General features: G+C 64.4%; 24 protein-coding genes. 7 read left to right on the top strand and 17 right to left on the bottom strand.

Annotation, left to right across the window (positions count from 1 at the left end; all coding sequences use genetic code 11):
* Positions 1 to 272 precede the first annotated feature (272 nt).
* The 3 genes from ASH00_RS02920 to fmdA are packed head-to-tail and all read left to right on the top strand — an operon-like array spanning position 273 to position 2,532.
* On the top strand, positions 273 to 908 hold the full coding sequence (locus ASH00_RS02920) for an AmiS/UreI family transporter (RefSeq protein WP_056544761.1): 636 nt from the start codon (positions 273 to 275) through the stop codon (positions 906 to 908).
* A 41-nt stretch (positions 909 to 949) separates the two neighbouring features.
* Complete coding sequence (locus tag ASH00_RS16315) at positions 950 to 1,240, top strand: FmdB family zinc ribbon protein (RefSeq protein WP_082565854.1); 291 nt, start codon at positions 950 to 952, stop codon at positions 1,238 to 1,240.
* Positions 1,241 to 1,275: 35 nt separating this feature from the next.
* A complete protein-coding gene (gene fmdA / locus ASH00_RS02915; protein ID WP_056544758.1) occupies positions 1,276 to 2,532 on the top strand; it encodes a formamidase in 1,257 nt (418 codons plus the stop codon).
* Between the two features lie 55 nt (positions 2,533 to 2,587).
* Here the strand turns inward: fmdA and ASH00_RS02910 are convergent, their stop codons facing one another.
* On the bottom strand, positions 2,588 to 3,529 hold the full coding sequence (locus ASH00_RS02910; protein WP_056544756.1) for a DMT family transporter: 942 nt from the start codon (positions 3,527 to 3,529) through the stop codon (positions 2,588 to 2,590).
* Here ASH00_RS02910 and ASH00_RS02905 point away from each other — a divergent pair.
* Complete coding sequence (locus ASH00_RS02905; protein ID WP_056544753.1) at positions 3,528 to 4,958, top strand: aminotransferase-like domain-containing protein; 1,431 nt, start codon at positions 3,528 to 3,530, stop codon at positions 4,956 to 4,958. The two genes, ASH00_RS02910 and ASH00_RS02905, sit on opposite strands and share 2 nt — an antisense overlap.
* Here the strand turns inward: ASH00_RS02905 and ASH00_RS02900 are convergent.
* From ASH00_RS02900 to ASH00_RS02890, 3 genes are all read right to left on the bottom strand, one after another.
* Entirely contained in the window at positions 4,948 to 6,435 is a 1,488-nt protein-coding gene (locus ASH00_RS02900) for an MFS transporter (RefSeq protein ID WP_056544751.1), read from the bottom strand. The two genes, ASH00_RS02905 and ASH00_RS02900, sit on opposite strands and share 11 nt — an antisense overlap.
* Positions 6,436 to 6,467: 32 nt before the next feature.
* The gene (locus tag ASH00_RS02895; protein ID WP_162252836.1) at positions 6,468 to 7,343 is read right to left on the bottom strand and encodes a TPM domain-containing protein; all 876 of its coding nucleotides are present in this window, start codon (positions 7,341 to 7,343) and stop codon (positions 6,468 to 6,470) included.
* Positions 7,344 to 7,408: 65 nt separating this feature from the next.
* Positions 7,409 to 7,762 (bottom strand): hypothetical protein, encoded by a 354-nt coding sequence (locus ASH00_RS02890; protein WP_157358976.1) that lies wholly within the window; start codon positions 7,760 to 7,762, stop codon positions 7,409 to 7,411.
* Positions 7,763 to 7,901: 139 nt separating this feature from the next.
* Between ASH00_RS02890 and ASH00_RS02885 the strand changes: the two genes are divergently transcribed.
* Entirely contained in the window at positions 7,902 to 8,087 is a 186-nt protein-coding gene (locus ASH00_RS02885; protein ID WP_056544741.1) for a PspC domain-containing protein, read from the top strand.
* Positions 8,088 to 8,117: 30 nt separating this feature from the next.
* Here ASH00_RS02885 and ASH00_RS02880 read toward each other — a convergent pair whose 3' ends face one another.
* Positions 8,118 to 9,818, bottom strand: a complete 1,701-nt coding sequence (locus tag ASH00_RS02880; protein WP_056544737.1) for a DUF885 domain-containing protein — start codon at positions 9,816 to 9,818, stop codon at positions 8,118 to 8,120.
* Positions 9,819 to 9,921: 103 nt separating this feature from the next.
* Here ASH00_RS02880 and ASH00_RS02875 point away from each other — a divergent pair, with 103 nt between their 5' ends.
* Both ASH00_RS02875 and ASH00_RS02870 read left to right on the top strand, forming a co-directional pair.
* Positions 9,922 to 11,949: a CocE/NonD family hydrolase gene (locus ASH00_RS02875; RefSeq protein ID WP_082565853.1), complete on the top strand. Its 2,028-nt coding sequence runs from the start codon at positions 9,922 to 9,924 to the stop codon at positions 11,947 to 11,949.
* Positions 11,950 to 11,987: 38 nt separating this feature from the next.
* Positions 11,988 to 12,638 carry a TetR/AcrR family transcriptional regulator gene (locus ASH00_RS02870; RefSeq protein WP_056544734.1) on the top strand — a complete coding sequence of 217 codons (651 nt, stop codon included), beginning with the start codon at positions 11,988 to 11,990 and terminating at the stop codon, positions 12,636 to 12,638.
* Between the two features lie 37 nt (positions 12,639 to 12,675).
* Here ASH00_RS02870 and ASH00_RS02865 read toward each other — a convergent pair whose 3' ends face one another.
* From ASH00_RS02865 to ASH00_RS02810, 12 genes are all read right to left on the bottom strand, one after another.
* Positions 12,676 to 14,043 (bottom strand): aldehyde dehydrogenase family protein, encoded by a 1,368-nt coding sequence (locus ASH00_RS02865; RefSeq protein ID WP_056544732.1) that lies wholly within the window; start codon positions 14,041 to 14,043, stop codon positions 12,676 to 12,678.
* On the bottom strand, positions 14,040 to 14,891 hold the full coding sequence (locus ASH00_RS02860; RefSeq protein WP_056544728.1) for an SDR family NAD(P)-dependent oxidoreductase: 852 nt from the start codon (positions 14,889 to 14,891) through the stop codon (positions 14,040 to 14,042). The genes ASH00_RS02865 and ASH00_RS02860 overlap by 4 nt, the downstream gene beginning before the upstream one ends.
* 51 nt (positions 14,892 to 14,942) lie before the next feature.
* Positions 14,943 to 15,203 (bottom strand): Txe/YoeB family addiction module toxin, encoded by a 261-nt coding sequence (locus ASH00_RS02855; RefSeq protein ID WP_056544726.1) that lies wholly within the window; start codon positions 15,201 to 15,203, stop codon positions 14,943 to 14,945.
* The gene (locus tag ASH00_RS02850) at positions 15,200 to 15,451 is read right to left on the bottom strand and encodes a type II toxin-antitoxin system Phd/YefM family antitoxin (protein WP_056544722.1); all 252 of its coding nucleotides are present in this window, start codon (positions 15,449 to 15,451) and stop codon (positions 15,200 to 15,202) included. The genes ASH00_RS02855 and ASH00_RS02850 overlap by 4 nt, the downstream gene beginning before the upstream one ends.
* Positions 15,452 to 15,548: 97 nt before the next feature.
* A complete protein-coding gene (locus ASH00_RS02845; RefSeq protein WP_056544719.1) occupies positions 15,549 to 16,622 on the bottom strand; it encodes an Ldh family oxidoreductase in 1,074 nt (357 codons plus the stop codon).
* Between the two features lie 8 nt (positions 16,623 to 16,630).
* A complete protein-coding gene (locus tag ASH00_RS02840; protein WP_056544716.1) occupies positions 16,631 to 17,809 on the bottom strand; it encodes an MFS transporter in 1,179 nt (392 codons plus the stop codon).
* Between the two features lie 13 nt (positions 17,810 to 17,822).
* Complete coding sequence (locus ASH00_RS02835; protein ID WP_056544713.1) at positions 17,823 to 18,617, bottom strand: IclR family transcriptional regulator; 795 nt, start codon at positions 18,615 to 18,617, stop codon at positions 17,823 to 17,825.
* Positions 18,618 to 18,688: 71 nt separating this feature from the next.
* Positions 18,689 to 19,351 carry an RraA family protein gene (locus ASH00_RS02830; protein WP_056544710.1) on the bottom strand — a complete coding sequence of 221 codons (663 nt, stop codon included), beginning with the start codon at positions 19,349 to 19,351 and terminating at the stop codon, positions 18,689 to 18,691.
* Positions 19,348 to 20,352, bottom strand: coding sequence for a tripartite tricarboxylate transporter substrate binding protein (locus tag ASH00_RS02825; protein WP_056544707.1), 1,005 nt, complete (start codon positions 20,350 to 20,352; stop codon positions 19,348 to 19,350). Before ASH00_RS02825 ends, ASH00_RS02830 begins: the two co-directional genes overlap by 4 nt.
* Positions 20,353 to 20,410: 58 nt before the next feature.
* On the bottom strand, positions 20,411 to 21,916 hold the full coding sequence (locus ASH00_RS02820) for a tripartite tricarboxylate transporter permease (RefSeq protein ID WP_056544704.1): 1,506 nt from the start codon (positions 21,914 to 21,916) through the stop codon (positions 20,411 to 20,413).
* A 7-nt stretch (positions 21,917 to 21,923) separates the two neighbouring features.
* Positions 21,924 to 22,496, bottom strand: a complete 573-nt coding sequence (locus ASH00_RS02815; protein ID WP_056544701.1) for a tripartite tricarboxylate transporter TctB family protein — start codon at positions 22,494 to 22,496, stop codon at positions 21,924 to 21,926.
* Between the two features lie 13 nt (positions 22,497 to 22,509).
* Positions 22,510 to 23,346 (bottom strand): NAD(P)-dependent oxidoreductase, encoded by an 837-nt coding sequence (locus ASH00_RS02810; protein WP_082565852.1) that lies wholly within the window; start codon positions 23,344 to 23,346, stop codon positions 22,510 to 22,512.
* Positions 23,347 to 23,473: the final 127 nt, after the last annotated feature.

The raw sequence follows: 23,473 nt of genomic DNA, 5'->3' as shown, positions 1-23,473 counted from the left end.
CCAGTGAAGCACTTACACGTGTTTCGGAACAGAGAATTGCGGCTCTCTTGTCCATCAGGAATCAAGGAAAGTTCTACCGGGGGGATAACCCGTTGCGCCCGGACTGCAGGACGGGATTTTCATCGTTGACAGAAAAATTGAGCAGGACTATGGTTGCCGATACAACGCACTTATATCATATTCTTCTGCTGATTCTGTGAAAGCCGTCGGCACGCGCAGGTGGTTTTCCCCTCGCAGGTTCCCATTCACTCTTTGTATTGCAACGGAGTGCCATGAGCAATGTTGGTCTGTTATATGTTGGCGCAGTTCTTTTCATTAACGGTCTCATGCTTATTGGAGTGGTTCCCGGTAAATCGGCAGCCATCTTGAATTTCTTCGTCGGGATTATGCAGGTCGTCTTCCCGACCATCATCCTGATTCAGGCCAACAACGACTTGCCGACGATCTTCGGCGCTGCTGGCCTGTATCTTTTTGGCTTCACCTACCTGTATGTGGGAATCCTTCAAGCGACCGGAATCAGCGGTGAGGGCCTTGGCTGGTTCTCTCTCTTTGTTGCAGCCTGTGCGGTGGTGATCGGAATCCTTCAATTCACTCTGGTTGCGGACCCGGTGTTCGGCGCAATCTGGCTGACTTGGGCGGTCCTGTGGTTTCTGTTCTTCCTGCTGTTGGGGCTGGGTAAGGACTCCCTGGCCTACACCACTGGCTGGTTCACGATCTTTGTGGCCCACATAACCGGCACCATCCCCGCGTTTTTCCTGCTGGTAGGCAGGTATGAGACGAACACCGGCCTCGCCTTGTTGGTGACGGTCGCAGCAGTTGCTGCTCTTGCGGCGGCGTTCTTCCTTGGCCGAAGAGGCATCCCGCACGCTAAGCCGTCCACCCAAGATGGCGTGGCGGTAACTGCCTGATCATCCATCCGACACAGAAGACACGGAAGGGCGCGTTCTGCATGCCGATCTATGAATACCTTTGTCCCCAATGTGATGTGTTCGAGGCCATTCGCCCCATGAGCGCAGCTGCGGAATCGACTACGTGTCCGCAGTGCCGGCAGACGGCCCACCGGAAGATGAGCGTGCCAAACATCTCTCGGACAGGTTCGGCAGCCTTCCGATTGATCGATTCAACGTACCGTTCGGCATCGGAGCCGCAGGTTGTTTCCGGAGGGCTTCCCGCAACGGGTAGTCGAAAGACGCAGCGCTATTCATCCAATCCGCTTCACAAAAAACTGCCGCGGCCCTGATCTACCGTCCGAAAAAATAGTCCTAAGGAGATGCAATGCCCGACGTTATATTTCCCCTTGATTCATCAAAGAAGTTCGAAGATCAGGAAAAGGTTGGACATAACCGGTGGCACCCGGAGATTCCTCCGGTAGCCACAGTGAAGCCCGGTGATTCATTCAGGGTTCACTGCCGCGAGTGGTTCGACGGCGCTATAGTCAACGACGACTCCGCTGATGACATTCTGAACGCTCCGTTGCTCACCGTCCACAAGCTCAGCGGGCCCTTCGCCGTCGAAGGAGTCAAACCGGGCGACCTGCTCATCGTCGACATCCTCGACGTGGGCCCAATCCCGCAGGAAGATTCAGGCCCGCTGGCCGGGCAGGGATGGGGCTACACGGGTATCTTCGCCCGAAACAACGGCGGAGGCTTCCTGACCGAGCAGTTTCCTGACGCCTATAAGGCGATTTGGGACTTCACCGGTCAGATGGCGACGTCGCGGCACGTGCCGGAAGTGTCCTATGCCGGACTTATCCACCCCGGTCTCATGGGTACGGCTCCCTCGGCAGAGCTGCTGGCGAAGTGGAACAAGCGCGAGGGAGACCTCATCGCCACGGATCCCAACCGTGTGCCGCCCCTGGCTCTGCCGCCCGAAGCGGAGCATGCCGTGCTCGGAAGCCTGGCCGCGTCGGAATTCGATCGCGTAGCGGGCGAGGCGGCGCGCACCGCGCCACCCCGGGAAAACGGCGGCAACCAGGACATCAAGAATCTCTCCAAGGGATCCCGGATCTTCTATCCGGTCTTCGTGGACGGCGCCAACCTGTCACTGGGCGATCTCCACTTTTCACAGGGCGACGGCGAAATCACCTTCTGCGGTGCCATCGAGATGGGCGGCTTCATAGACCTCAGGGTTGATGTCATCAAGGGCGGCATGGAGACCTACGGCGTCAGTGAAAACGCGATCTTCATGCCCGGCATTGTGGATCCGCGCTATAGCGAGTGGATTGCTTTCTCCGGCACCTCTGTGACCCTGGACGGCAAACAGCATTACCTTGACTCGCACTTGTCCTACCAGCGAGCGTGCCTGCATGCAATCGACTACCTGACGAAGTTCGGCTACAGCCCGGAGCAGGCCTACCTGTTGCTGGGATCCGCGCCGATTGAGGGCAGGTTGTCCGGGGTGGTGGATATCCCCAACTCCTGTTCAACCGTCTACCTCCCGACTGCGATGTTCGAGTTCGACGTCCGTCCTTCTGCCGCTGGGCCGCACAAGATCAACGCCGGCATAGGTGCGCCGAAGTCGAACAATACGTAGGAGGGGTGTCGCAGGGCGGCCGGCGCCAGGGCACGTCCCTGGCGCCGGTCGTTCTTCACGGAATCCTGCCCGCCTTCTCCCGGGTTCCGGCGCGCGCCCGCACGGCCACACCCGCACAGAGAACGACGGCGAGGCCTCCCACAACGGTCGGCCACGTCAGGTGCTCCCCGAGCAGGAGTGCAGCCCACGCGATAGTCAGGACGGGCTGCACCAGTTGTATCTGGCTCACCCGGGTCATCGGCCCGATTGCCAGGCCTCGGTACCAGGCAAAGAAGCCGAGGAACATGCTGATCACTCCGAGATAGGCGAAGGCTGCCCACTGCACCGGTGACGCGGCGGGAGGCTGCTCGACCATGGCGATGGTGGTCAGCAGAACCATGAGGGGAGCGGCCACAACGAGGGCCCAGGAGATCACCTGCCAGGAACCCATGTCGCGGGCCAGCAGGCCGCCCTCTGCGTAGCCGACTGCGCCGGCCGCCACAGCACCAAGCAGTAGAAGGTCCGGCCAGCTGAAGCCTCCAAGCCCGCCGGATGTATAGGCGGCGAAGGCAACCGTGACCGCTCCGCCGATGCCGCTCATGATCCAGAAAAGAAACGGCGGACGTTCATGCCCGCGGAGGACAGCCGCCGTCGCAGTCGCTGCTGGCAGCAGCGCTGTGACGACGGCGGCATGGCTCGCCGGCACAGCGGTGAGTGCGTAGGAGGTCAGGACCGGGAAGCCGACGACGACGCCACCTGCGATGATCGCGAGTCGCGCCCACTGGACGCCGCGGGGGAGCCGCTGCCGCATGATTGCTAACGCGAGGGCAGCGAGTAGCGCGGCCAGCACCGCTCGGCCGGAGCCGATGAACAGCGGCGACATCCCGTCCACTGCCACCTTCGTGAACGGGACGGTGAAGGAAAACGCCGCTACGCCGAGAAGCCCCCACCAGATTCCGGCTGGCCGATGGGATAGCGGTTCAGTTCGCGGGAGAGTAGCGCTACTATTGCTATACATGAACAACGATAGCAGTTCCCGTATTGCTGCGGCACTGAGTGACTGGATTTCCGGGGTGGCCCCGGGATCGCGGTTGCCGTCCACCCGGGCGCTGGTCGCCGAGCACAAAGTGAGTCCGGTAACGGTGCAGAAAGCCCTGCAGGTCCTCACTGCCCGCGGGCTGGTGGAGAGCCGTCCAGGTTCGGGAACGTTCGTTCGGTCAGTCCGAACAGCCCGGCCCGCTGACTATGGCTGGCAGACCGCCGCGTTGCGATCCCCCAAGGCGCCCCGGCATGGCCTGCCGACCACCCTGCGGGACACGCCAAACGACACGATCGCCTTCCATTCCGGCTATCCGGACTCCGAACTGTTGCCGGTCCGTGCGGTCCGGGCAGCCTTGGCGAGGGCATCACGCAGCGACGCCGCGCTGTCCCGCCCACCCGCCGCAGGGCTTCCCGAACTGCGATCGTGGTTCGCCCAGGAACTGCGCGCCGCAACGCCGGCGAGTATCAGTCCGCCGACGCCCAGCGACGTTCTGGTGTTGCCCGGCAGCCAGAGTGGACTGAGCGCCATCTTCAGGGCGCTCGCCGGCAGCGGGCAGCCCGTACTCATGGAGTCACCCACTTATTGGGGCGCCATCCTGGCCGCAACGCAGGCCGGTACCACCATCATCCCGGTTCCGACGGGCGCTGACGGACCGGACCCTGAAGCACTGGCGCGGGCCTTCGAGGAGACAGGCGCCCGCCTGTTCTACGCCCAGCCCAACTACGCCAACCCCACCGGTGCCCAGTGGGACGCCGAGCGCCGCGATCAGGTGCTGGACATCGTCCGCGCGCACGGCGCCTTCCTTGTGGAGGATGATTGGGCCCACGACTTCGGGATCAACACCAGCCCCGCACCGGTGGCGGCGCAGGACGACTCCGGCCACGTGGTGTACTTGCGCTCGCTGACCAAGAGCGTTTCGCCGTCCATCCGGGTTGCCGCAGTGATCGCCCGCGGCCCTGCACGTGAGCGGATCCTCGCTGACCAGGGCGCCGAATCCATGTACGTGAGCGGTCTTCTCCAGGCTGCGGCGCTGGATGTTGTCACCCAACCGGCGTGGCAGACCCACCTCCGTGGGCTCCGCCACCAGCTCCAATCCCGCCGCGACCTGCTGCTCAGCAGCCTGCGCCGGCACGCGCCCTCCGCGCATATCGACCACGTGCCCAAGGGCGGGCTGAATCTGTGGGCACGGCTGCCTGACGGAACGGACGTCGAACAGTTGGCTCGTGACTGCGAGGCCAACGGCGTCGTCATCGCTGCCGGGAACGAATGGTTCCCGGCGGAACCGGTGGGCCCATTCATCCGGCTGAATTACGCGGGGCCCAACCCCAGTGCGTTCCCCGAAGGCGTGCGGATTCTCAGCGGAGCGCTGCAGGAACAGGTCAGGGAGGACGCCGTCACGGCGTAGGCGCCGCGGGTTTCTGTGGCGACGTCGTGCCGGGTGTCTGTGCCGCCGTCGTCTCCGCGGCGGCCTGCGCATAGGATGCCGAGACGCGCCGGTAGACCGGAGTCAGGAAGGCCAGCAGCGCCGCGGCGATGATGACGATCCCGGCGATCAGGAACACCAGCGCTATGCCGCGGGAGGTTCCTTCTCCCAGGAGCGGGGCTAGCTGCGCTGCACCTTCTGCCGAGCGGGCGTACGGGATGATCCAGATTTCGGCGATGGGCGCGATGAGGAACGCAGTGATCGGGGCTGCGCCCGCCTCGAATGCCATGGCGAGCCCGAAGACGCGCCCCTGACGCGGCAGCGGCACCACCCGTTGGATGACCGTCTGCTCGGCGGCCTCGATGAACGGGATGAGCACCAGATAGAGCCAGATACCGGCGATGTAGAGCCACGACCACTCGCGGATGGTGAAGACCGCGCCGATGACTCCCATGATGACGACGGCGATGAGCATGGTGCGCAGCGGATTGGAACCGAGGCCGAACTTGCCGATCAGGGCGCCGCCCACCAGGAACCCGGTCGAACCGAGTGCAAAGTACACTCCCCACAGTTCCACGGGGAACAGTTCCAAGCCATAGGGGTCCATCAACGCCATATAGACGCCGCCCACAAAGTTGTTGAACGTGGAGAACAGGATCAGCGCGAACAAACCGGAGATCGCTAGAACGGCGGCCCAGGAGCCGCGCAGGTCAAAGCTCCCATGTGCATCCGTGGCGGCGGCGCGCACTTCCTCGGGCATGCGCAGGGTGAGCAGGTGCGCATAGGCAAGCGCTGTCAGCACCAGGGCGACGACGATCGTCCACCCCATCCCGAGCAGCCCGACCGACAACCCGGAGAGCACCGAGGTGATGATGAACATCAAGCCCTGCACCATCCCCACCAGCCCGTTGGCGTTGGCCCGCCGGTCCGGCTCGATGAGAATGGTGACCGTAGTGGACAGGGCAATGTTGCGCAGATTCTCCACAACAGCGCCGATCAGGATGATCAGCGTGAAAACCCAGAACCACGGCTGCGTCAGATCCAGCAGACTGGACTCGGGCGTGTAGAGGAACATGACGCCGGCCAGCAGGAACATGCCAAGGGTGAAGGCTCCGGCGAACCGCATCACCGCGAGTTTGCGGTAGCGGTCCACAAACGTGCCGAAGCTGATGCTCGAGAGCGCGATCAACAGCATGTAGGCACCGCCGATCACCCCGGTGGCGATCACGTTTCGCGTCTCCAGGTAGGCCCAGAATGTCAGGGCAAACCAGAGGTAACTGGTGGTGATGTTTGCAACGCCGGTGTTGAGGAGGATGCCCCAGAACGTCCGGGACCGTTCCTCCGGACTGCGTAGCGAGGTGTCGACGGCGTCGCTGTCCGTGACATCGCGGCTGTCCGTCGCGTCGTCGTTCTGGGTAACCGCAGCGGCCCGTTCCGGGGCCGGATCCTGCCCGGTCATGCGCCTTAGTTTACTCGCAGCGCCTGACTCGGCTAGTAGCTTCCGGAGGCTCCTCCGCCGGTGAAGCCGCCGCCGCTGTTGAAGGACGAACCCGAGGCGTTCCCGCTGCTGCCGCCCGAGTAGAGCGAAGGGTTGGCGATGAAAAGGGGCAGCCACATGGCCGGGTTCGTAACGGCGTCGTCCTTGCGGTGGTTATAGCGATACTTCCGGTACGCCTCGCGCTGTTCATCGGTGAGGCGCAGGTCCGGATCGCTCTCCTCCGCGGCGCGGATTTCCTCGTCAGCAATACGACGACGACGGCGGCTGTCCCGCACGATGACAGCCACCACAATGCCGAAAAAGGCCACCATAGCGCCGACGATTGAGGCTGGCAGAACCCAGGCGAAGGGATCGCTGGGCGGCTCCTCTCCGTCTGCGTACAGGTAGATCTGCTCGACGGCCTCGGTGAGGCCCTGCGCGTACTTTTCGTCGGCGAAGGCAGGTTCGAGGACATCCTCGACCACGTCTTCCGCCTCGTCGTCGGAGAACTGTTCCCGCACGCCGTCGGCTGTTTCGACGCGAAGCTCCCGCTCTGCCGTGTCGGCGACGATGAGCACTCCGTTGTCCGCACCGTCGTCGCCTACTTCCCACTCGGTGGCGACGGTGCGCGCATAGTCCTCGATGGATCCGCCGGCGTTCTCGACGGTCAGGACGGCGACCCGGGCGGCATCGGTGCTGCGATTCTCATTCTCGATGAGCGTATTGAGTTGCTGCTCCTGCTGGTCGCTGAGCACCTCGGCGGCATCCAGGACGTTGCCCTGGGTCGGTGGTGCCGGCGCAGCTGCGGGTTCGCCGCTGCAGCCGGTCAGCAAGAGCAACAGCGTTACTGCAGCCGCTGCGCCAAAACCTCGTGTTCGAGTGCCCCTCACGAATTCCCCCTGTTGCATGTTCCACCTGTGCACTGGATGCGTTCCATGGTCTCAACACATCGAGTTCACATTCGACCGTCAAAGGGATGAATTTCCTGAGTGAGGGCGGCCTCGAGGATGTCGATCACCTGCGCGCGTTGGATCGAGCAGTTCGACGCCGGCCAACCCGTCACCGCAAAGATTTCGGCGATCCGCGCGCTTGCGTCCCAGTCAGGTTTGTCGTCCCCATTGAGCCGGTACACCGTGAACATAATGGGACGACCCTGGGCGAGACGCCGCTCGGCGATGGCTGCGAGCCGCTCGGCCGCCTTCCTGGGCATCGAGAGGAACTGGCCTGCGGCCGTTCCCACCTTCACCTCCCACAATGTGCCATCGTGGGAGTCGACCTTCTGAAGCTGTTCGATCATTTGTGCCGTCATGATCCGTATGTTTGTGGAAGCGCGTCGGTGGTTACGGGTGTTGCGGAACGATTTGATTACGGCACAGTTCGGCCGATGCTTCTGATCCAGCTGCGCATCAGGGTTTCCTCCGGACCGTGGGCGGCGTAGAGTCGCCCGCATGGCTGGCACATTGACACGTCCCCGTAACGGCAAACTCATCGCAGGAGTCTGCGCGGCTATCGCAACCGGGTTTGGCTTGCCCAAGTGGCTCGTCCGGCTCGGCTTCATCATCTTCGGGCTGGTGGGCGTCGGCGAGCTCGTCTACATCATTTTGTGGATCGTGCTGCCCAAGTCCGACCGCTGATTGCGGCGCGCTGCGTCGTCGTCGGCGTTGCTAGACGACCAGGCCCGGTCCGGCCGGAAGTAAGGCCCGGCGCAGGGTATCCAGCCCCACCGAGCCCAGGTTCAGTGCCTCGGTATGGAACGCGCGGAGATCGAATGCCGCGCCGTCGGCCTGTTCGCGGACCGCGCGGATCTCTTCCCACAGCCGCTGACCGACTTTGTACGAGGAAGCCTGGCCCGGCCACCCGAGGTAGCGGGTGAACTCGAACTCGAGGGCACCCTCGGAAATATCGAGGTGCCGGGTAAGGAACTCGTATCCTTTCTCGGGCGTCCAGGTTCCGCTTCCCCAGGGCGCGGGGACCTCCAGCTCCAGGTGCACCCCGATATCGAAGACAACCCGGGCTGCGCGCATCCGCTGCATATCCAGCATTCCCAGGTGGTCACCCGGATCGGCGAGGTAGCCCAGCTCCAGCATCAACCGCTCGGCATAAAGCGCCCAACCTTCACCGTGGCCGGAAACCCAGCAGGCGTGGCGCCGCCAGTTGTTCAGCAGCTCCTTCTGGTAGGTCGCGGTTCCGTATTGCAGATGATGTCCCGGCACCCCCTCGTGGTACACGGTGCTGGTTTCGGCCCAGGTGGTGAACTCGTCCTCACCGGGCGGGATGGACCACCACATGCGCCCGGGCCGGCTGAAGTCATCGGAGGGCACCGAGTAGTAGATCACGCCCTCCTGAGTGGGGGCGATCATGCATTCAAGCCGGTTCATGGGTGCCGGGATGTCGAAGTGCACGCCGGCGAGGTCTGACAACGCCTGGTCTGCTGTGGCCTGCATCCAGTCCCTGAGGGCAGCCGAGCCCTTGAGCTGGCGGGCCGGGTCCGAGTTCAGGATCGCCTTGGCTTCTTCGATCGTGGCGCCGGACTTGATCCGGCCAGCCACCGCCACCTGTTCCGCAATCAACCGGTCCAGTTCAGCCACTGCCCACGCGTAGGTTTCATCGAGGTCGACGGCGGTACCCAGGAAGCGCCGTGAGCACAGCTCGTAGTACTCGCGCCCGACGGCGTCCTTCCCGGGCGCTGCCGGCAGCAGTTCGGTTTCGAGGAAGTTCGCGAAGCCCGCATAAGCTGCTGCGGCGCCCGCTGCGCCGCGTTCGAGCAGGTCACGGGTACCGGCGTCGAGCTGCCTGCCCTGCGCTCCGGCTGCCAGGGACGTGAAGAAACCGTTGTTGTTGGCATGTTCACGCGCTTGCCAGGCGACAGCACGGACCTGCCGGGCAGCTGCGACGTGCCCTTCATCGCGGCTCTTGCGCAAAGAGGCGATGTAGCCCTCCAGCGCACCGCTGACGTTCGCCAGTCTTTCAGCGATGTGCTCCCAGTCTGCAGCCGTTTCGGTAGGCATCAGGTCAAAGACGTTCCGGATCAGCTGCGACGGGCACTCAATGTTGTTCAGCTCGGTGATGCCCGTAGCGAGGAACTCCAGCTCCAGCCCCAACCGCTCGCGCATGGCGTCCAGGGTGACTCCATCGACGTCGTCGGCCGGGTTGAGGCCTTCCAGCTCGGCGAGTGTTTCCTGGATGGCTTGGGAGTAGGCCTGTTGGCCGGCGGGGGAGTAGTCGAAGAACCCGCTCCCGTAGCCGAGGATTCCGAGGGAGGTAGCCAGCTCCGGCTTGAGCTCCAGCAGCCTCAGGAAGAAGGCGTCCGCGACGTCGTCAATAGCGGTCCGGGCGCGGCGAACTGGGGCCAGGGTGTCGGTCATGGCCTCACAATAGCCGAGTTTCAGCACTTATTTGTACACTACGATAATTAGATTGTGCGTGCACTCAACTGTGCTCTTCGTAGACGCTCCAGGAAGGGTTCCCTTGCAGATCCGAACAGTCTTCTCCCATAGCGTTGCCGTTATGGAGGACGTCCTGATCCCGCTCAGCGACGGCACCCGGCTGGCGGCCACCGTCTGGTTGCCGGAGGACGCCATCAGCAATCCGGTTCCCGCCCTGTTGGAGTACCTGCCGTATCGTCGCGGCGACTGGACAGCGCCGCGCGACGCACAACGCCACCCCTGGTACGCAGGGCATGGGTATGCTTCCGTCCGTGTGGACATCCGCGGGTGCGGTGACTCCGAGGGCATCATGCTCGATGAATACCACCCGCAGGAACAAGCCGACGGCGTCGAGGTTATCGAGTGGCTGGCCGCGCAGCCCTGGTGTACGGGCAAGGTAGGAATGTTCGGCATCTCCTGGGGCGGCTTCAACAGCCTGCAGATCGCCGCCGAACAACCTGAGGCGGTCAAAGCCATCGTCACGGTGTGCTCTACTGATGACCGCTATGCGGATGACGTGCACTACTTCGGCGGCGCCATGCTGGGGATCGACATGCTCTCCTGGGCCGGAACCATGCTGGCGTTCCAATGCAGGCCACCGGCACCCTGGCGGGTGGGCGATTCGTGGGAGACCATGTGGAAGGAACGGCTGGAGGGCCTGCAGCCGTTCGCGGAAACCTGGATGGATCATCAGGAGCGGGACGAGTACTGGCGTCGCGGCTCGGTCTGTGAGGACTATTCCAGGGTCAAGGCTGCTGTCATGGCTGTCGGAGGCTGGGCGGATCCCTACCGCAGCGCCGTGCTGCGACTACTTGCGGGTTTGGACGGGCCGGTGCAGGGCCTGATCGGCCCGTGGTCCCACCAGTACCCGGACATCGCACGGACCCCCGGTCCCAACATCGGATTCCTCCAGGAGACCCTGCGCTGGTGGGACTACTGGCTCAAGGGGATCGACACCGGCATTATGGACGAGCCCGCGCTGCGCGCACTCCACCAGGATTCCGCACGCCCGGCCACCCACTACCCGGTGCGTACCGGTACCTGGGTGGGGCTTGAGTCCTGGCCATCCGAGAGCGTGAACACGGCAACGTTCAACCTGGCAGATGACCTGCGGAGTACAGCGACCAATGCCGCACAACTGGCTGTCGTGGCGACGCCGCAGCACACCGGCATTGACGCCGCGCGGTGGTTTCCCTACGGGAACCTTTCGGACCTGCCTCCGGATCAGCGGTCCGAGGACGGGCGTTCCGTCGTGTTCGAAACCCCCGAGCTGACGGAAAACCTGAACATTCTTGGTTTCCCCAGGTTGCGCCTGCGCGTGAGCAGTACCGCGCGGCGGGGCAACGTGTTCGCGAGATTGTGCGATGTGGCACCGGATGGTTCCAGCACCCTGATCACCCGGGGAGCAATTAACCTGTGCAAACGCAACGGAATGGACCATGCGGAGGACGTCGTCCCGGGCGAGTTCGTAGAGGCCGAGATTGAACTGCGGGCAATCTCGTGGCAACTGCCGGCGGGGCACAAGCTGCGGTTGGCGCTCTCGAACACCTACTGGCCGTGGATCTGGCCGCATGGGGAGCAGGGCGCCCTGACTATCGATGCTTCAGGCTCCGAACTGAGCCTGGACGTACTGGATCCGGCGGTCATCGCTGCAGGTGGAGTCTCCTTCGAGGAGGCCGAACAGTCAGCACCTCTGGACATCAAGCCCGGACCGGTTCTTGAACCGCGTCCGGAACGTGAAGTCCGTTATGAGCCCGCTACGGGTTCCTGGATCCTGACCGTGGATCCGAACTTCGGCGGCAACCGGATTTACCCCGACGGGCTGCACTACGGGGAGGAAGCGGTGGAGATCTACCGGATCGAGGAAGACGACCCGCTGTCAGCCTCTGCCGAATCACGGTGGAAGATCAGCATGGAGCGCGAGGGTTGGTCCGTTCGGATTGAGACCAGCGCTACGGTGACCGCAACTGCGGAACACTATGTGCTGCGCCATTCGGTCACCACCTATAAGGGTGACGAAGTGTTTTTCGAGAAAACTTTCGACAAGCAGATCGCGCGGACGTCCGCGTAACTTCGGACGTCCGCGTGGCAAGGAAGCGAGCACGAGTGATGGCACTGAGCACGCAGGAGCCTGCCGGCCGGCCGAGGGCCAAGACCGTCGGTGAACGTCAGCGTCACCCCACCGAGGTGAGGCGGCAGCTGGTGATCGATGCCGCCCGTACCGTGATTGCTGACAAGGGTCTGTTCAACGTAGGAATCCGGGACATCTCCCAGGCGTGCGGCGTTTCCCCCGGCACCATCACCTATCACTTCAAGGGCCTTGACGAGGTGTTGATGGAAGTGGTCATGGCCGAGACGGCAAGCTTCTACCTCCCGCTGCGGGAGGCCGCACAAGGCTCGGAGGATCCGGGCAGGGAACTGCTGTTCTTCCTTGACGGGCTGTTCGGGTCCGATGAGGAAACACGGCGTCACTGGCTCATCTGGCTGGACTTCTGGGCTGCGGCTGCCCGCGATGACAGCTACGGCAGCTGGATGAACGAGCACTATGACGCGTGGCGGGCTGCACTGCAGGGAATTGCCGAGCGCGGGGTCGCCGAAGGCGCTTTCTCCTGCGAGGACCCCGCGGTTTTCGCAGCAACGACGGCAGCCATGGTGGATGGTCTCGTCGTCCAGTGCTATTCGCGCCGAACGTCCATAGCAGTGGACCGGGCACGGGAACTGCTGACCGCGTTCGTGAAGCGCGAGCTTCAGATCACGTGAAGCGGTGGAGCCGTCTCAGCAAGCCGGGACGGTTTCCTCAGAGCAGCCTGCGCAGCAGCTTCCGTTTGAGCGCACCGAACGGCGGGTAGGCGAGCCTGAGGGTATCCACCGCCGTCGGCTTGGAAAAGACCGGCTGCAGGTGGCTGAACGTGTCGAAGGACTGGCGGCCGTGGTAGCTGCCGGTCCCGCTCGCGCCCACACCGCCGAAGGGCAGCCCGGGCACCGCAAGTTGGATGGTGCAGACGTTGTGCGCGATGCCGCCGGCCTTCACCTGCTCCGTGAAAGCGTCGAGGTGCTCGTCCCGGTCGCTGAACAGGTAGGCGGCGAGCGGGTGGGGACGCTCGCCGATGAAGCGGATCGCGTCGTCGAGGTCTTCCACCTCAAGGATGGGCAGGAGCGGGCCGAAGATTTCCTCCTGCATGAGCGGTGAGGCGGGGTCGACGTCGCGCAGGATGGTCGGCTCGATGTACCGCTCGGAGCGCTCGTGCCTGCCGCCGGTGACGACGGTTCCGCCGTCTAGGAGCTTCACCAGCCGGTCGAAGTGATGCTCGTTGATGATCCGGCCGTAGTCACCGGAGGTCTGCGGATCGCTGCCGTAGAACTCCCGGACGGCCTCCGACAGCGCCAGCGCCAGTGCAGGGGCGGCAGCCGGCGTCGTCAATATGTAGTCCGGTGCCACGCACGTCTGGGCAGCGTTCATGAATTTGCCGTAGGCAATGCGCCGGGCTGCGGCCTTGAGGTCACCACCGACGACGACGGCGGGAGACTTCCCTCCCAGCTCCAGCGTCACCGGAGTGAGGTGCTCGGAGGCAGCTTTCATGACGATCTTGCCGACGCGCTCGCCGCCGGTGTAGAAGATGTAGTCGAAGGGCTGGGCAAGGAGATCGGTGCTCACGTCCACGCCGCCTTCCACGACGGTCACGGCGGATCGATCGAGGTACTGGGGAACGAGCTCGGCGAGCACGCTCGAGGTGGCCAGTGCCAGTTCGCTGGGTTTGAGGACCGCTGTGTTGCCGGCCGCGAGCGCACCGACCAGCGGCGCAAGGACCAGCTGCAGCGGGTAGTTCCAGGGGCCGATGATGAGCACGGTGCCCAGCGGCCGGGGTTGGGTCCAGGCCTTCGCCGGTTGCAGGCCGAGCGGCACGCTGACCTTTGCCGGCGTCATCCAGCGGTCAAGGTGCTTCAGTGCGTAGTCGGTCTCCGCCCGGACCACGGCGACCTCTGAGATGAAGGCCTCGGTGCGGCTCTTTCCCAGGTCTTTCTCGAGGGCATCGGTGAGGGCGTCTTCGCGTTCGGTGAGCAGCTGCAGGAGAGACTGCAGTTGCCTGCGCCGCCATTCGGCTGGCCGGGTGACGCCGGTGTGGAAGTACTGTTTGTGGTCTGCGAGCAGGTCGGCGGCGCTCATCGGGTGGTTTCCTCCTTGGCTGAAGGGGCTGGCCGCCCGGTGAAGTGGTCCATTGAGCTGTACACCTTGAAGACGCGGTCGGCGACGAAGTCCCAGGCCGGTTGCGGCAGGACATTGCGAAGAGTTCCGGCGAGCTGCACGGTCCAGGGCAGCTGGACGCGGGCCTTGCCGGCCAGCGTTGCGCGCCAAGCTTTGTCCACCACGTACTCCGGTTCCATGAGCGGGGTCAGTAGCGGTCCGCGGGCTCCCTCGAACATGCCGGTCTTGATGTAGCTGGGGATGAGGGTGGTGACGGCAATGGGATGGCCGGTGGAAGCGAGCTCGAGGCGCAGGGAATCGCTCCAGCCGATGACGGCCCATTTCGACGCCGCGTACACGCTCATGCGGGGGACCGAGAGCGTACCGGAGGCTGAGGCCACGTTCAGGATGCGCGCGGGTGTTCCGCGTTCCATCATCGCCGGCAGGAATGCCCGGGTGACGTGCATGGGTCCGCCGGTATTGATGCGCAGGGTGAGGTCAATGTCCGCGTGGTGGTCGTGTTCCCAGAAGTATTTCCCGCGCACAATCCCGGCGTTGTTGATCAGGACATCCGGGGTGCCGACGTTATCCAACACCGACTGGGCTGCGGTGGTGATCGACTCCACCGAGGCAAGATCCACCACTTTGGTGTGGACCGTCGTCGTGCTTGTGGTGAGGCCTGCCGCGACGGTTTGGAGCGCGGTTTCGTCAATATCCCAGAGCACGACGGCGGCTGCCCCCTCGCGGGCGGCGCGTTCGGCATACAGCTTTCCCATGCCCATTCCGGCGCCGGTGATCAGGACGGTGCGTCCGCGGACGGTGAATGCCAAGGCGGGTTCCTCTCGCGTGGTGACCCGGAGGCCTTTTGTAGCGCTTATGGATCAGTAGTGGTCGCGCGCCTGCATCACGGTGATGTGCGTGTCGGTCACGAGGTAGACGAGGCGATTCGCTTCATCGATTCGTCTGGACCAGGCGCCGGCCAAGATGTGCTTGAGCGGCTCGGGTTTGCCGGTGCCGGTGAACGGGTCCCGTAAGACATCCAGAATCAGTAGATTGATTCGCTTCAGCGTCTTTCTGTCCTGGCTTTTCCAGTAGGTGTAGTCTTCCCACCCGTTCCGGTCGAATGCGAGCTGTCGGCTCACGCCTCATGGAGTTCGTGGGTCTCGAACTCGCCGCGCCGGGCGCGTTCCATGGCCGCGAGCAGCCGCTCCGCACCTTTCGAATGCCGCAACAGGTAAGCGGTTTCGGTGATCGCGTCGTAGTCGTCCTTGGACATGATGACGGCGTTGCCGTGCTTCGACACGACCTCGACCGGAGCACGGTCCTCGTTGACCTGCTGGATGAGTCCGAACAGGTTGCGTCGAGCATCCGTTGCAGTAATTGCGGACATTGTCCATCCCCTTCGAAGTGGTACATAAAAGCGTACCATTTGGCCGTGCGGGATGCAGCGCGATCGTAGCTGTCACCTCGCACCCGCCTACCGCGGCCTAAAGCAGAAACGCAGCCCCGGTCTTCGCACAGATCCCACCTAATTGCTCGATCAACGCGGCACTCACAGGGATCCCGATCTCCAGCCGCTCAGCGCGCACCCGCCGCTCGTTGTCCCCGGCCACCAGCACCGGCCGGTCCGGGGAAGCCGGGGGCTCGGCCCGGAGCGTGTCCAGAATCTGCGAGACCGAGGCAGAGAAGTCCTCGGGCTCGCCGAAGAACCCCGGATCAATAGCGAGGCAGAAGTGTCCGATGTTGTCGTCGTCGGACGCGTCCTTCAGCGGCGCAAAGGTCGCTCCGGCAAGGGCACCGGCAAGGATCTGAACCATGACCGCAAGACCGTAGCCCTTGTGGCTGGAGAGCGACTCGGATCCACCGAGCGGGCTAAGCCCGCCCCCTGCTTCGCTGCGAAGCAGAGAGTATGCAGTGCCGGGATCTGTGACCGGCTCGCCGGCTCCATCAAGCACCCACCCCGCGGGCAGCGGCTGACCGAGGTAGTCATACACCTTGACCTTGTTGACGGCCACGGTGCTGGTGGACATGTCCAGCACAAACGGTGCGTCCGGATTACTGCTTGGTGCCGCGAACGCCAGCGGATTGGTACCAAGCAACGGCCGGCTACTACGGGTGGGCACCACGGCCTTGGTGCGCGTGGTCGAGGTAAGCAGTCCCACCAGTCCGGCATCCGCCGCAAGCTTGGAGTAGTACCCGGCCGCACCGAAGTGATGGGAGCGACGAACCGTGACCACGCCGACGCCGGTCTCCCGCGCCTTTGAGCAAGCCAGTTCCATCGCCGCCACCATGGTGGCGTGACCCAGATTGTTTCCACCGTCGACGACGGCGGTGGCAGCGGACTCGCGGCTCACCACCGGATCGGCGCGAATGTCCAGCTTGCCCAGGTCGATGAGCCGCTGGTAGCCGGGCAGCATCGAAATACCGTGGGAATCAATCCCGGCGAGGTCCGTCTCAATCATGACTTCCGCCGTCGTGCTCGCCTTCGCGGAAGCCATCCCCCACGCGCTGAGCACCGCGAGGATCTGGGCTCGTACGGTTTCTGCCGGATACAGGTTCATCAAGGTCCTTACTTATGGGGTCGAAATTGAAGCGGATGCCGTGCTGAGATGAAACCAGCGGCGCCCAGGGCCACGGCGATACCCCACAGCGCGCCGGATGCGCCGAAGCCGGCGGCGACTGCACCCGCAGCGGTGGGGAAGACGATCTGGCCCAATCGGCTACCGCTGATGCGAAGGGACATGGCTCTGCCCTGGCTTCCGGGCGGGGCCGCCGCGGCGAGCCAGGCCATGGTCACCGGCTGACCGATGCCCAGGCCGAACCCCAGGAACACCAGCAGGACAACCAGCGCCGCCATCGGCATGCCAATCGGAATCAGGGCCATCGACACGGCTGCGATCACCAGGCTAAGGAGCAGCAGCCGGTTGGAACCGAGCACGCGGACAAGCGAGCCCAGGAAGAACCGGGACAGCATCGATGAGGCAGCGCGCACCGACAGGAGCAGCCCCACCACCCCCGCGCTGATGCCCAGCTCGGCGCCGAGCACCGGAAGGTAGATCAGCGTGATGTCCACGGCGGCGAGCACAATCGCAGTGATGGTGATCGCCGGAACCAGCCCGCGGATCCGCAGGATTTCCCGCCAGCTCGCCGGCTGGGCGTCGCTGCGGCCTTTGCGCGAACGCGGCACCGGAAGTACGACGGCGACTCCCACCGAGAGGGTCATCAGCACCGCCGCGACGGCGAAGATCAAACCGGTGTCCGGGATGGTGGCGTTGGCACCGAAGACGGCGATCAGTCCGGGGCCGAGTGCCTGACCGAGTGAGCCGGCCAGCGTGTAGTGACCGAACACGGACTGGAGTTTCCCGGGCGACGTCAGCCCGGCCACCCCGGCCTGTTGCCCGATGACGGCCATCAGATGGCCGATGCCCAGCAGTACGCTGCCGACGATGAGTACGGTGATGGTGCCGCCGATGAAGGTCAATGCAACCCCCGACAGCGCCATCAGCAGCGTGCCGACCACCATGATCTTCTTCGGCCCGAACCGGTCGGTAGCCTGCCCGACGAGCAGCGCACACAGCAGGGGAGCGGCGGCATAGGTTGCGGCGAGCGCGCCCAGCCAGGCGGGAGCAATCCCGATCTCAAGGGCGCGGTAGGAGATGGTGGGGCGGACCGTGAACGCCATGCCCTGGGTGATGACGGCCTGGACGAAGATCAGCCAGAGCGCAGCAGAAGTGCCCCGTGAAGTCATCTGCCGCTCACCATCAGCGTCCTATGGTGTTTCGGGCCTGCACCGGCTCCGGTGCGCTCAGGTGGCGCTGGCCGATCGACTGGGCGGCCTGCCGGACCTCCCACACCACCTGCTGGATCTTCTCCTCCGGCATGTGGGCATCGGCGCCGCTGACAATGACGACGCCGACCATCCGCCCGCTGGCGCTGAACACCGGAGCAGAGACGGAGGTGATGCCGACGGCACGCTCGCTGTGCGCAACGAGATAGCCGTCCTCGCGGATGGTCTGAAGGGATTCCTTGAACTGCTGAGGGGTCAGCTCCACACCTGACTGCATGTGGATCCCATCGACCGTCTGCAGGAGCTCATCGACCTCCTCGTCGGTCATTCCGGAGGCGAGGACGCGTCCGGCGCCGAGATGCAGCGGCAGCCGCTCGCCGATGGGCAGCGCGTACCGGAGCGGATGTTCGCCCTCAACACGGGCGACTACCACCCGGCTGAGTCCGGACCGGACAAACAGCGACGCCGTGAGTCCGGTCGCAGACGCCAGTTCCTGCAGTACGGGAAGGGCGGCGGCGCTGAGCCGGTTGCCGCGCAGGAATGCGTGGGCCATAGGGACGGTGCCGACGCCCAACTGATAGGTCGAGTCATCGCGCTCCACGAGGCCGCGGCCCTCCAGCACGTTCAGGATGCGCTGGGTGGTGCTGACGGCAAGCCCCGCCTGTTGGGCGATGTCCGTCAGGCGTAGCGGACGGATGTTCTGCTCGAGGACGGCCAGTACATCGAAGGCGCGTTCCAGCGATCGCATGGGCGATTCGTTCGGTGCCACGGTGTCTCTTTCAGCTGGATTTTCGGGACAGGCGTTCCCGGCCGGACGTGGGGGTCCGGCCGGGAAACACTTTAGCCCGACGCGCCTACCCGGGTGTCCGGAACGGACAGTTCCAGCTCGCGGTCGATCTGGTCCCGCGTGGCCTGCTCGGCGTCGCGCTTGGCCTCCGCAGCGGCCACCACCGCCTCGGCATGCTGCCGCGGAATCACGACGACGCCGTCAGGGTCACCCACAATGATGTCTCCCGGGTTGACCGGGACACCGCCGACGGCGATGGTTGCCCCGACCACGCCGGGCCCGTTCTTGTACGGGCCGGCAGCAGTGACAGCCCGGGCGAACACTGGCATACGGTACTCCTCCAGCCCGGGAGCATCGCGGACGGCGCCGTCGATGACGAAGCCTTCCACACCGCGGATCCTGGCCTTGCCGCCGATGAGCTCACCGATCAGCGCGCGGCTCTCATCCGCCTGGCCGCTGATAACAACGATGTCCCCGGGCTGCACGGTGGCAAGCGCCTCGTGGACGTACTTGTTGTCACCGGCGCGGGTCCAGACCGTGTGGGCGGTGCCGACGCAGCGGGCGCCGCTCCACACGGGGTGGATCGCAGGGTCCATCACGCCGAGCCTTCCCATCGCGTCACCGATGTTCGCGCTGGGGAGCGCCCAGAGGCGCTCTTTCAGCTCCGGCGTGAGCGGCTGATGGGGGCGCTCCGGGATAGTGGCGAAGGTGCTCATTTACCTTCCTCACGAACCAGCGGGAAGAGGGTCTCGAAGGTACCCTCGGTCTCGGTCCAGTACCCGGCGTACTCCTCGGCGTTCTTGTAGCTCGGAGCCAGCCCCAGTTCCTTCATCTTCGTCTGGAACTCCTCGTCCTCCATGATGGTGCCCATGGTCTCGGAGATGGTGGTCACTGCCTCCTCGGGTGCGCAGGCAGGGAAGGCGTAGCCGCGCGAGGAGGAGATTTCGACGTCGTGCCCTGCTTCAGTGAAGGTAGGAACGTCCGGCAGGAAGGGGCTGCGCTCGGAATCCATGATGCCGATGACCTTGCCCTGGCCGTTTTCAGTCATTTCGACGACGTCGCTGACGTTCGCCACATACATCTCCACTTCGCCTCCAAGGAAGGCGGTCTTGGGTGCGCCGCCGCCGTCGGGGAAGTGGACCGGAGCAAACTCGGCGCCGGTTGCCTCCTCCACAGCGGCCATGGCGAAGTGCTCGTTGCTGGCGACGCCGGTAGTGGTGTACAGGATGTCACCCGGATTCTCTTCGGCGGCGGCCAAGAGGTCATCGATGGTGTCGTAGGGGCTGTCCTGGGCCACCACGATTGCCGTCGGGTCGACCACCTGCAGTGCGATGGGCGCGAAGCTTTCGCGGTCGTAGGTGGCGCCGCGGCTTTCGTCCAGCACGGAGACAATCGCGGAGGGGAAGTTGGCGGTGCCGAAGGTGTAGCCGTCGCAGTCGGCGTTGGCCACGGCGGTGAGGCCCACCTGGCCGCCGGCACCTTCCTTGTTCTCGACGGTGACATTGACGCCGAGCTCGTCCTCGAGGGCATCGGCCATCAGACGGGCTCCGACGTCGGTGCTTCCGCCGGGACCGTAGCCCACGATCATGGTGAGGTTTTCCTCCGGGTAGTTGGCACTGGCTTCGCCCTGTTCCTGGGAACCGGAAGCATCGCCACAGGCGGCCACGGAGATCAGGAGCAGCGCTGCTCCCGAAACTGAAGTGATGGTCTTGCGCATTGTCGAACTCCTAGTGGATGTGGTGGTACGGATTGGACGGATGGAAGGGGACATGGTTTTAGCTTTCGGCGTCGGCGGGCAGCAGCGCTTTGCGCTTCAGCCCGCTCGCCGCGATGGAGCCGATGAAGATCAGGGCGGCAGTGGTGAGCAGGGTCAGGGTGATGGGGCGGGTGAAGAAGATGTCGAAGCTACCCTGGGAGAGCTGCAGCGACTGCCGCAGCGCCGACTCCAGGAACGGGCCCAGGACCACGGCCAGCACCAGAGGCGCCAGCGGGATGCTGAGGCGGCGGAAGATCAGCCCGACAATGCCGAACACGATCATGATGAACACGTCGATCACGCTGTTGCTCACCGAGTAGGAGCCGATGATGAGGAACGCGAAGATCAGCGCCACCAGCACCTCGTGCGGGATGGCCAGCACGCGCGTCCACAGGCCCACCAGCGGAACGTTCAGGATCAGCAGGATGATGTTGCCGATGAAGAAGCTCGCAATGATGGTCCACACCAGGAGCGGTTCCTGGGTGAACAGCAGCGGCCCCGGAGTGAGCCCGTTCTGCAGGAAGGCGCCCATCAGGACGGCGATGGCCGGCGTTGCGGGGATGCCGAGTGCAAAGAGCGGGACGAGCGAAGCACTGGAGTGCGCATTGTTGGCCGTTTCCGGTCCGACGACGCCCTCGATGGCCCCGGTGCCCAGCTCATGGCGGTAGCGGCCCACCTTCTTTTCCACGCTGTAGGACAGCAGGGACGAGATGGCGTTGGTAATGCCGGGTACCAGGCCGATCGGCACGCCGAGGGCGGTTCCGCGCAGCATGGCCACGCCGCCCCGGCGGAGATCGGTGCGGCCGGGAATCAGGTCACGCAGGCGGGGTGCCTTGGGCCGGAGGGTCGGAGCCACCAGGTTGTCCAGCAGCTCCCCGAGGCCGAAAATGCCGATGATCACCGGGACAAAGTTAAGTCCGTCGAAGAGGTGGGCGGACCCGAAGGTAAACCGGGGGAGACCGGCGACCGGATCGATGCCCACCATGGCGATGAGCAGGCCGATCGACGCCGAGATCAGGCCGGCCGCGATGGACCTGCCCACCAGCCCCACGAGCAGCGAGAGGCCGACGATCACGAGGGCGAAAAACTCGGGCGGACCGATCAGGAGGCCCACGCCGGCGAGAGCCTGGGCGCCAAGGGCGAGCCCTATGGTGGCGACGATGCCGCCGAAGAAGGACCCGACGCCGGCCATGGTGAGCGCGACGCCTGCCTTGCCCTTCTTGGTCATGGCGTAGCCGTCAATACAGGTGATCGCCGACTCGCTCTCGCCGGGGATGTTCAGCAGCACGGAGGTGATGGTTCCGCCGTACGCGGTGCCGTAGAAGATGGCGGCGAGCATGATGATCGCCGAGACCGGTTCCATGTTCAGCGTGAGCGGAATGAGGATCGCGATGCCCGCTGTGGCGCCGATGCCCGGAAGGATGCCGAGCATGGTGCCGACGAGGCAGCCGATCAGCGCGAACAGCAGGTTCTGGAAGGTGAGGGCTTCAGCGAAGCCCATCATGAGGTTGTTCAGAGCATCCATGACGGCCTCACAGCCCCAGATCTTCGAGGACGTTGATGGACGACGTCGGCAGGGTCACCTGAAGCACCTCGGTGAAGAGGTAGAAGACGCCGAAGCTTCCCACCAGCGCGATGATCAGGGACGAGAGCCACTTACGGCCGCCCTGGAACTTGAGCTGGAAGAGCAGAAACGCGAACATGCTGAGCTGGAACCCGATCAGTTCGAGCAGGCCGGCCAGGATCACCAGGCTCAGCAGCACCGTCCAGATGGGCCGCTTCTTCGCGGTCGGCGCGGTGCTGACGGTGTCAGTGTCCAGTGTGACCGGTTCCTCCGGCTGCGGGAGCACGTTGGGGTTGCCGCGCAGGGCCTGGAGAAGCCAGACGAGGGAGGAAATCCCCATCAGGAGGCCGATCCAGAAGGGGAAGAACCCAGGACCGGGGCCGAGGGTGGTCCAGTAACCCAGGCCGAAGCTCGTAAAGACGACGGCGGCGGAAAGTGCGGCCAGCGCAAGGGGAGTCGCGACAAGGAGGATCTTCGGAGGGCCTGCGGGAGGTTCCATGGATTCGGCGGGGCGGGCGGCCGGCGTCGTCGTCTTTGACATGATTACCACGTCATCAGACTTTCGCGCTGCTCGCGGCCAGATTGGACTCATTGTCCGAACTCCTGGGGGTAGGGGTGCCGGACGCAGTTTCCTGTGCCAGGCGCTTCAGGGAAGCGACGGTTCCCGAAGTCATTTCAGCAGCCACGCCCATCGATGAAAGATAGTCGCGAACTGATTCCATTTCGAACCCTCGCCGTTCGGCGTGCAGCCGGGTACCGGTGAGGAACCGGTCGATGACGGCCTGTCCATCTCCGGCGAGCTGCTTCGCGATTTCATTGCGGATCCATTCTCTGGCACCGGCGGCCTCGCCGGCGGAGACCGCCTCGACAATGAGTGAGGCGAGGCCCTTCATGAAGACGCTGCGGAGCAGCTTGTGGGCCATGGCGGCGCCGGCCGGGGCATCGAGCGTGTCCACCGGTGCGCCGAGTCCGCCGAGGATATCGGCGGCGGTCCGGGCACCGGATCCGCTGATCATCAGCGGAGTAGCGGCGCCCGCGACGGTGACGGGACCGAGGATGGCGACGTCGGCAAAGCGCGCGCCGGTCTGTTCCACTTCGGCGGCCAGGGACTCCATCTCTACGGGGGCCGACGACGTCAGGTCAGCGTAGATGGCGCCGGCCTTGAGGTGTGGGGCGCACGTTTCGGCGATCTTGCGTGCCACGGCGGCGGAGGTGAGTACCAGGACGATGTCCGCGTTGGAGACGGCTTCAGCTTCCGATGCTGCCAGGAGGACACCTTGCGGTGCCGGGACGTCCCGGGGATCGAAGGCGGTCACGGTGTGTCCGGCCCCCACCAGCGCTGTCGCGTAGCGAGAGCCTGCCTCGCCCAGTCCGATGATTGCGCAGTGCATGCGTTTCCTTTCTGCTTCTTCGCAGGGGTGGAGGTGTTGTGTTTACCATTCTGTGGTAATCACTTCCACTTGCTGGTAATAAGCATGACGTGCCTCAGGTCACATGTCAACCGAAATGCGAGAGGTG

The organism is Arthrobacter sp. Soil782 (assembly GCF_001428435.1).
Classification (GTDB): Bacteria; Actinomycetota; Actinomycetes; order Actinomycetales; family Micrococcaceae; genus Arthrobacter_D; species Arthrobacter_D parietis.
Note: the sequence above shows the minus strand (reverse complement) of the source record. Positions and strands in the feature narration are given on the sequence as shown.